The 7,724-nt window shown below is 58.5% G+C and carries 6 protein-coding genes, 1 tRNA gene and 1 rRNA gene; 4 read left to right on the forward strand and 4 right to left on the reverse strand.

Going from position 1 to position 7,724, the window contains the following annotated elements:
- Positions 1-64: 64 nt before the first annotated feature.
- Positions 65-484, forward strand: coding sequence for a hypothetical protein (locus tag AB5Z02_RS11745; protein WP_005355310.1), 420 nt, complete (start codon positions 65-67; stop codon positions 482-484).
- A 177-nt stretch (positions 485-661) separates the two neighbouring features.
- On the opposite strand, the gene AB5Z02_RS11750 is transcribed toward AB5Z02_RS11745, so the two are convergent.
- On the reverse strand, positions 662-1,012 hold the full coding sequence (locus AB5Z02_RS11750; RefSeq protein WP_279490066.1) for a hypothetical protein: 351 nt from the start codon (positions 1,010-1,012) through the stop codon (positions 662-664).
- A 199-nt stretch (positions 1,013-1,211) separates the two neighbouring features.
- Here AB5Z02_RS11750 and AB5Z02_RS11755 point away from each other — a divergent pair, with 199 nt between their 5' ends.
- The 3 genes from AB5Z02_RS11755 to AB5Z02_RS11765 all read left to right on the forward strand — a co-directional run bounded on the left by AB5Z02_RS11755 (position 1,212) and on the right by AB5Z02_RS11765 (position 4,858).
- Positions 1,212-1,934: a response regulator gene (locus AB5Z02_RS11755; RefSeq protein WP_279490065.1), complete on the forward strand. Its 723-nt coding sequence runs from the start codon at positions 1,212-1,214 to the stop codon at positions 1,932-1,934.
- 33 nt (positions 1,935-1,967) lie between these two features.
- Positions 1,968-3,329 (forward strand): ATP-binding protein, encoded by a 1,362-nt coding sequence (locus AB5Z02_RS11760; protein ID WP_047435114.1) that lies wholly within the window; start codon positions 1,968-1,970, stop codon positions 3,327-3,329.
- A gap of 140 nt (positions 3,330-3,469) precedes the next feature.
- Positions 3,470-4,858 (forward strand): transporter substrate-binding domain-containing protein, encoded by a 1,389-nt coding sequence (locus AB5Z02_RS11765; RefSeq protein WP_368216040.1) that lies wholly within the window; start codon positions 3,470-3,472, stop codon positions 4,856-4,858.
- Between the two features lie 67 nt (positions 4,859-4,925).
- On the opposite strand, the gene AB5Z02_RS11770 is transcribed toward AB5Z02_RS11765, so the two are convergent.
- The 3 genes from AB5Z02_RS11770 to rrf all read right to left on the reverse strand — a co-directional run.
- Positions 4,926-6,878, reverse strand: a complete 1,953-nt coding sequence (locus AB5Z02_RS11770) for a ligand-gated channel protein (protein ID WP_231720062.1) — start codon at positions 6,876-6,878, stop codon at positions 4,926-4,928.
- Between the two features lie 585 nt (positions 6,879-7,463).
- Positions 7,464-7,540, reverse strand: a tRNA-Asp gene (locus AB5Z02_RS11775).
- 96 nt (positions 7,541-7,636) lie between these two features.
- A 5S ribosomal RNA gene (rrf, locus tag AB5Z02_RS11780) occupies positions 7,637-7,724 on the reverse strand; the annotation flags it as partial.

Below are 7,724 nucleotides of genomic sequence, written 5' to 3' on the forward strand. Positions count from 1 at the left end.
CTTGACACCTAATATCTTTGCTGATTTCATAGCCGCCTCATTGAACCCATGGAAGCTGTAGAAAATGAAAAAGAGTTTGCTGGTAGCCCTCACCACCCTGCCCCTGTTTGCCAATGCCGGCCTGATGGATTCGCTGACCGACAGCGTCACCAGCAGCGTCAAGGATGCAGCTAATACCGCCGTATCCGGTGCAGTGGACAGCGCATCCAACGAAGCCATCAAGAAGGCACTGGATATCAAGGAAGGCGGCTCCAACAAGCAGGCTATTAAAGAGAAGCTGGGCGCTCCTGCCACCACCAAGACCGAATCCGGTCTGGAAGTGTGGACCTATGATCTGGATGCCCTGAACAAGGCCTCTCCGCTGCTGGCAGAAACCACCAAAACCCTGCTGAAAGATACCGACGCCGCCAAGAAAAACGTGGTCATCAAGTTCGAAGGCGAAACCGTCAAGAAAGTAGAGCTGACCGACAAGGCTCAGGGCTAAGTTCGCTCGTCCGGTGGAGTGGGCTGAACACCCGCATCGGCACAGATAGCAAGAGGGGGAGCACTGGGCTCCCCTCTTTTATTGGCAATCACCAGCGTTCAACCAATCTGCTGCTAAACGCAGTAAACACAAAAAGGGTGGCCTCGGCCACCCTTGGGTTGATAACAGCTGGCGTTGTTACTGGTTCGCTTCGGCGAACTGCTTCATCGCTTCGGCGTGCTTGGTCATGCCGGCGGCACGCTCGTTGAGCTTCTTGATGAACTCCGCCTTCTTGGCCGGATCTTCAATGCGGTCATAACGTTGCTGCAAGTTGGCCTGGATCTGCTCCGGGGTCATGTTCTGCATACGAGCCATCTTGTCGTGGCGACCACCGTGGTGTTTGCCACCCATCATGCCACCACCGTCCATCGGGCAATCCACCATGGCACCGGGCTGGCCAGTGGACGCTGCTTCACTGGCTGCATAGGCGCCCAGCGGCAGGCCAAGGATCAGGGTGGCGGTCAGCAGGGTTTTGGTCAGCTTTTTCATGGTCTATCTCCTGTAGGGATGATTCTGGTTCGGCGCTCTTGCCTTGCCCTCAAGTAAACACCCTATCGGTGTCTGAACTTTGCCAGCATCACCCTTTTTTGTAGCAGAGTGTGGCATCGTGCGGATCTGGCACACTTTGACACAAACCGCCGGGCGGATTTTCGTATACTCGGGCCAACGCCAAGCAGGGGAGGTATTCATGAACCAGGGCAACACCCACATTCTGGTGGTCGACGACCACAGCGAGATCCGCGATCTCTTGAAACGCTTTCTGGAACAGCACGGCCTGCGGGTCAGCTGCGCCCGGGATGGCAAGGAGATGAAGCGACTGCTGGAGGATCGGGAGTTCGACCTGCTGGTGCTGGATCTGATGATGCCGGGTGAAGATGGTCTGACCCTCTGCCGCGAGCTGCGGGTCAAATCGAACCTGCCCATCATCATGCTGACTGCCATGGGGGAAGAGACCGACCGCATCATCGGATTGGAGATGGGGGCCGACGACTATCTGGCAAAGCCTTTCAATCCGCGCGAGCTGCTGGCGCGCATCAAGGCGGTGATGCGCCGCACCCAGGCGGATAACCAACCCGCCGCCGAAACCCTGACCCGGGATCTGCGCTTCGATCGCTGGCTGCTCGACGTCAATCGCCGGGAGCTGGTCGATGAGGATGGGGTGGGCCTGAGCCTCTCCACCGCCGAATTCGATCTGCTCAAGGTATTTCTGGAACGCCCGCAGCGAGTGCTGAGCCGGGATCAACTGCTGGATCTGGCCCGTGGCCGCGAGGCGGTAGCCTTCGATCGCGCCATCGATACCCTGGTGAGCCGCCTGCGCCGCAAGCTGGAGCGGGATCCCAAGAATCCGGAGCTGATCAAGACCATCTGGGGTGGCGGCTATATGTTCTCCGCCGACGTGACGCAGGTTTAAGCAGTGGGCAACTTGCGACGACTGTGGGCACGGATGTGGCCCAAGGGGCTAACCGGCCAGATCATTCTGGTGGCGCTGGCAGGGTTGATCCTGATCCAGCTACTCAGCATCCAGATCTACCGCACGGATCGGGAGGAGGCGCTCGGCTTCGTCAACAGCCGCAACGCCATGCAGCGGATCATCTCGGTGGTCAGGCTGCTCTCCCTCTCCCCCCCGTCCCTCTATGACGAGATCCTCAAAGCGAGCCGCAGCGAGACCCTGCTGCTGCGCCTCTCCGACGAGCCGCTGCAACCGGATAACCGCAGCCCCCGCTTCGAGCAACTGGTACGCTCGCGCCTCAACTATCCCCCCGGCCTCACCGTCGAGATCAGCGCCGAGCTGAAAGAGGATACCCAGCGCAGCAAGGCGTGGGAACATCATGCCCGCATGATGCGGGATCGCAAGGGACCGCCCCCGCCGCGGGATATGCGGCTCTACGGCTCCATCGAACTGCCGCAGGGGGGCTGGCTGCAGTTCAGCTCGCTGGTCGACAAGGAGGCGGGCAGCTGGTCGTGGCAGACCACCTTCAACCTGATGCTGGTCGCCAGTCTGGTGATCGGACTGATGGTGCTGCTGTTTCGCCGTGCCACCCGCCCGCTCAAGCAGCTGGCAGGCAATGCGGAGCGGCTAGGACGGGGCGAGGATATCGAGCCCTTGAAAGAGGAGGGGCCGACCGAGATCCGCGAATCGATTCAGGCCTTCAACCGGATGCACACCCGGCTCGACCGCTTCGTGCAGGACAGAACCCGGATGCTGGCGGCCATCTCCCACGATCTACGCACCCCCATCACCAGCCTGCGGCTGCGCACCGAGTTTCTGGCCGATGGCGAGGACAAGGAGCGCATCCAGCAGACCCTGCAACAGATGGAGCAGATGCTGGCGGCCACCCTCAGCTTTGCCCGCGAGGAGGGGCAGCAAGAGGCTACCCGCGAGCTGGATCTGGTCAGCCTGCTGGTCAGCCTGTGCGATGACTATGCCGATACCGGCCAGCCGGTCACCTGTCTGGCGGAGGGCAAAGAGGTCTACGCCTGCCGGGCCAACACCCTGCGCCGGGTGCTGCAGAATCTGATCGGCAACGCCATCAAATATGCCGGCAGCGCCGAAGTGTCGCTGGAGCGGCGCAAGGAAGAGCTGTTGATCCGGGTCTGCGATAACGGGCCGGGGATCGATCCGGCGCGGCTGGAGGATGTGTTCAAGCCGTTCGTGCGGCTCGATGAAGCCCGCAACACCGAGTCCGGCAGCGTGGGGTTGGGGCTCTCCATTGCCCGTACCCTGGTGCATCAGCATGGTGGCGAACTGACCCTGCTCAATCGGCCACAGGGGGGACTGGAGGCGCGGATCAGCCTGCCGCTGTAAGTAGTTACTCTATCCGCCAGCCTTGTCATGGCGCCATTTGCATCATGCAAACTTCATCATTTGAGCGCTTGTTCTTCGATCAGAAAGACGGTGATAATCGGTGACCACGTGACGATATACGGCAACGGATTGGAGCAAGGATGGCCTCTTCCAGGACAGGAGTCATAGTCAGTATCGGGTGGGGGCTCATGCTGCTCGCCCTTGCCCTGCCTGCATGGGCCAAAGCCCCGGAAGAGCCGATCATCATTACCAACTCCAAAGCCTGGCAGCCCTTCTCCTATATCAATGAGTCGGGCCAGCCGGATGGCCTGCTGATCGATTTGTGGCGTGAATATGCCCGGGTGACCGGCCAGAAGATCGAGTTCAAGCTGGTCGACTGGCAAGGCTCCCTCGACCTGCTCCATGAGGGGAAAGCGGACGTTCACGCCGGACTGCTCTGGTCACCGGAGCGGGACAAACTGTTCGACTATGGCCGGCCTCTCGCCCAGCTCGACTCCCAACTCTTCTTCTCGAGCGAACTGCGCGGCACCGATGTACATTACTACCTGCTCCATGAAACGGTCGGAGTGGTAGCCGGTGGCTACGAGGAGTATTACGCCAGACGCTACTTCCCCGGCACCAGACTGCAGACCTTCGACGACAATGACACCCTGCTGGCGGCGGCCTTTCGGGGCGACATAAAGGCCTTTATCGCCGATCTGCAGGTCGCCAACTTCTACATCTATACCTCGGACGATCCCACCCGCTTTATTCCGGTTCGCCACCTCTATACCGACCAGATCCGCTTTGCAGTGAGAAAGGGCGACCTTGCCCTGTTACACCGGCTGGAAGAGGGGTTCGCCAAGTTAAAAGAGAGCGATCGGGAGCGGATCATCCGCAAATGGATGCATGTCGAAACCGTCTACCCCATCCATCTCGGTCCCTGGCTACTGCTTGCCGGGGTGTTGATCATGGTGGCCTACATAGTGCAACTGCGCCGGGCCGTCGCCAGCCGCACCGCCGAGCTGAGCCGCGCCAACGCCAGACTGGAGAAACAAGCCAGTACCGACCCCCTGACCGGCCTGCTCAACCGACGGGCATTCATGCCCGCCATGGAGCAACGACTGGCAAGCGGGGCTCCCTGTGCTCTGCTGCTGTTCGATGTGGATCACTTCAAGGAGACCAATGACCGCTTTGGTCATGGCATCGGGGATCTGTTGCTGGAAAAGCTGGCCACGACTGTGACCAACCTGTTGCCCGAAGAGGCTCTGCTGGCCCGCATCGGCGGCGAAGAGTTCTGCCTGCTGCTACCGCTGGCCACATTGGCAGAGACAGAAGAGTGGGCCGAGCGTATCTGCCTGGAGATCAACCGGCAAACCCTGCACACCAGCAGCGGCGAGATGACCCTCTCCATCAGCACCGGGGCAGTCTGGGTCGCCGCAGATAGGCAGGCTGATGCCGACCAGCTACTACGGCAGGCTGACGCCCTCATGTATCAGGCCAAGGGACGGGGGCGCAATACCTGGCAAGCCGCCCCCTATCAGGCATAGTCCCCTGACGGACGCGCAATAAAAACGGCCGCCATCGGAAGATGGCGGCCGCATGACTGGTTCCCTATCAGAAGTTGTAGGTCACGCCCAGGTTGTAGCGGCGACCATCCAGCACAGTGCCATAACTGCTGTAATCCACCGTCTTGTCGAACAGGTTGTAGACCCCTGCGGTCAGATCCAGATGCTTGTTGGCCTTGTAGACCAGGCCCATGTCAAAGAAGGTATAGGAAGGGGTCCCCTCTGCCATCTTCACACGACTCAGGTACTCGGAGGTCTCGCCACGGAAGTTGACCCGTGACCAGAGGCTCAGCTGCTCGGTGGTCTGCCACTCTACGCTGCCGTTGAACATGTGGCGGGGCATCTGGTTGAGGGCATGACCCGCCAGCGGACCGCTCTTCTGTTCGGACTGGGTAAAGGTGTAGCTGGAGCTGACCGACCAATCCTCATTGATGGCCCAATCCATCATCCCCTCGACACCGCGCATGTTCGCCTTGTCGACGTTGACCCGATCACTGATGAAGTCATAGCTGTGACCATTGAGGGTACAGGCGGGATCGCTCTTGCTGGTGCAACGACGCACTTCGGATATCTTGTTCTTGAAGTCGGTGTTGAACAGGGTAACCCCGGCGTTGAAGCCCTGATGACCGTTCCACAGCAGGCCGATCTCTTCACTCACGCTGGTCTCAGGTTTGAGGTCCGGGTTACCGACCAGCATGCCATCCAGGCTGCCACCACCGGTGACCTGACCCCAGTTGGCCGCCGACATTCGCAAGTCAGGAGAGCGGTAACCGGTCGATACGCCTCCTTTCAGGGTCCAGCTATCATCCAGATGCCAAACGCCGTAGAGGCGCGGGCTCCAGTGAGAGCCATAATTCTGATCCCGATCCATGCGGGCGCCACCGGTCAGGGCAAAGCTGTCCGTGAGTGACCACTCATCCTCGACAAACATCGCCCAACTCCAGCGGGTCAGCTGCTCGGCAGGGTTGGCCACTTTCAGGGTATTGCCCTGATCGTGCAAATCCTCATAGCGATACTGACCACCGACGCTCAGGTAGTGATCACCCAGAATAAACTGGGTATGGGTATCGGCGATGGTGTTGATGAGCTCCATCTGGCGTCCGGGATTGGTGTTGGTCTCCTGCTGCAGATAGCTGCTGGAAGAGCCGAAATCATACTGGCCATCATGGGTCAGCGCATAGTTGGTGCGCTCGTAGCGGTTAAGGCTATCTTTCGCCTTGGCAGCCAGCGAATTGCCGGCCGTGCGATCCCGATCCTGCAGACTACGACTGGCTTCCAGATCGAAGCGGTTATGATCATCAGGCTTGAAGCTGAGCACCGCCGTACCACTGCGAGTCTCCTGCTCGGCAAAACCCTGGGTAAATTTGTCTTCACCACGATGGGCAAGCTGACCGTTGAAACGCAGCCCCAACACGCCATCGATCAGTGAACCTGCGGTATAGGCATCGGTCTGGAAGCTGTTGCCGGCATCCTTGTTCTCCTGGAAGGTAGAATCAGCATGAACCGATCCCTGCCAGGCCAGGCCGGTGGTCTTGCGGGTAATCACGTTAATCACGCCCCCCATGGCATCGGAACCATAACGGGATGACATGGGGCCACGGACGACCTCAATGCGCTCAATCGCCTGCAGTGGCGGCAGCCAGCCCTGCTCGATACCAGGACCATCGCTGTTCGGGCGAGTGCCACGGCTATCCACCTTCTTGCCATCAACCAGCATCAGAGTGTATTTCGACCCCATACCGCGAATGCTGATATCACTGCTGCTGCCACCGCCAGTCACCACAACACCGGGAACATCCTTCAGGGCATCGGTCACATCGCGATATGCCCGTTTCTCCAGCTGCTCACGGGTAATCACAGAGATGGAGGCAGCTGAGTCTTCAATCTTCTGCTGGAAGCCGGAAGCGGTGACGACCATAACCTCTTGTTCGGCAGCATAGGCCTGGGTCGTAAGAAGGGAGCAGATCAGCAAGGCAAGCTTGTTCGGTTTCAAAATTGTCATGTTTTAGCCTGAACATTATTAGTAGGAAGGTGACGTATTCCCTTACTTCACTCATTACAACGCCCTGGCATCCGGCCAGACGCAGTGTTAGAAAAGGCTCATTTGAAAAGCACTTTATTAATCAGCCCGCATTGTAACGACCCCGACCGGATCATTCAAACAATAATGATTATCATTTATCTCGTGTGGTATTCCTGCTACAAAACAGCTCATTCTTGATAAGAGACTGTTTTAATGGGATAAATCCATAAACAAACACGGGAATTAAACAAACAAGCGGAAGCGATGACGTACCGTTGCAAGATGACCTGATTTAATCCTCAAGCTCTATCAGCTCGCAGCGGAACAATATCGCCAAGATGGGATGTGCTGCGATACAGAGGTGGAAACAGTAGCAAGAACACCAACAGGGGAAGGTATTGCCATCGTGGTGGGATGTCGGCAGCTCACCAGCAGGCTAAAAACATCAAAACCCGGTCGTGAGACTGGGCTTTGGTGTTCGCCGAGTGTACAAATCTGGGGGGCTCTGGGCAAAAATCGCCCATAGCAAAAAGGCCTTCCCATCAGGGAAGGCCTTCAAATTAGTGGCGGAGCGGACGGGACTCGAACCCGCGACCCCCGGCGTGACAGGCCGGTATTCTAACCGACTGAACTACCGCTCCGCATTCGGTTAGCTTGCGCTAAATTGTTTGCCGCGTCAGTGAGGTGTCATCCTCGCAGCCAGTGATGTGATTCTTCACATCGCTGTTTGATTGGGTGCCTGGCAGTGTCCTACTCTCGCATGGCGAATGCCACACTACCATCGGCGCTACCGCGTTTCACTTCTGAGTTCGGCATGGGATCAGG

The sequence above is a fragment of the Aeromonas sp. R2-3 genome (assembly GCF_040908375.1).
Lineage (GTDB): Bacteria > Pseudomonadota > Gammaproteobacteria > Enterobacterales > Aeromonadaceae > Aeromonas > Aeromonas veronii.

Coding starts and splice junctions, on each gene's coding strand:
- AB5Z02_RS11745 (WP_005355310.1), top strand. CDS start 65: ATGAAAAAGAGTTTGCTGGTAGCCCTCACCACCCTGCCCCTGTTTGCC.
- AB5Z02_RS11750 (WP_279490066.1), bottom strand. CDS start 1,012: ATGAAAAAGCTGACCAAAACCCTGCTGACCGCCACCCTGATCCTTGGC.
- AB5Z02_RS11755 (WP_279490065.1), top strand. CDS start 1,212: ATGAACCAGGGCAACACCCACATTCTGGTGGTCGACGACCACAGCGAG.
- AB5Z02_RS11760 (WP_047435114.1), top strand. CDS start 1,968: ATGTGGCCCAAGGGGCTAACCGGCCAGATCATTCTGGTGGCGCTGGCA.
- AB5Z02_RS11765 (WP_368216040.1), top strand. CDS start 3,470: ATGGCCTCTTCCAGGACAGGAGTCATAGTCAGTATCGGGTGGGGGCTC.
- AB5Z02_RS11770 (WP_231720062.1), bottom strand. CDS start 6,878: ATGACAATTTTGAAACCGAACAAGCTTGCCTTGCTGATCTGCTCCCTT.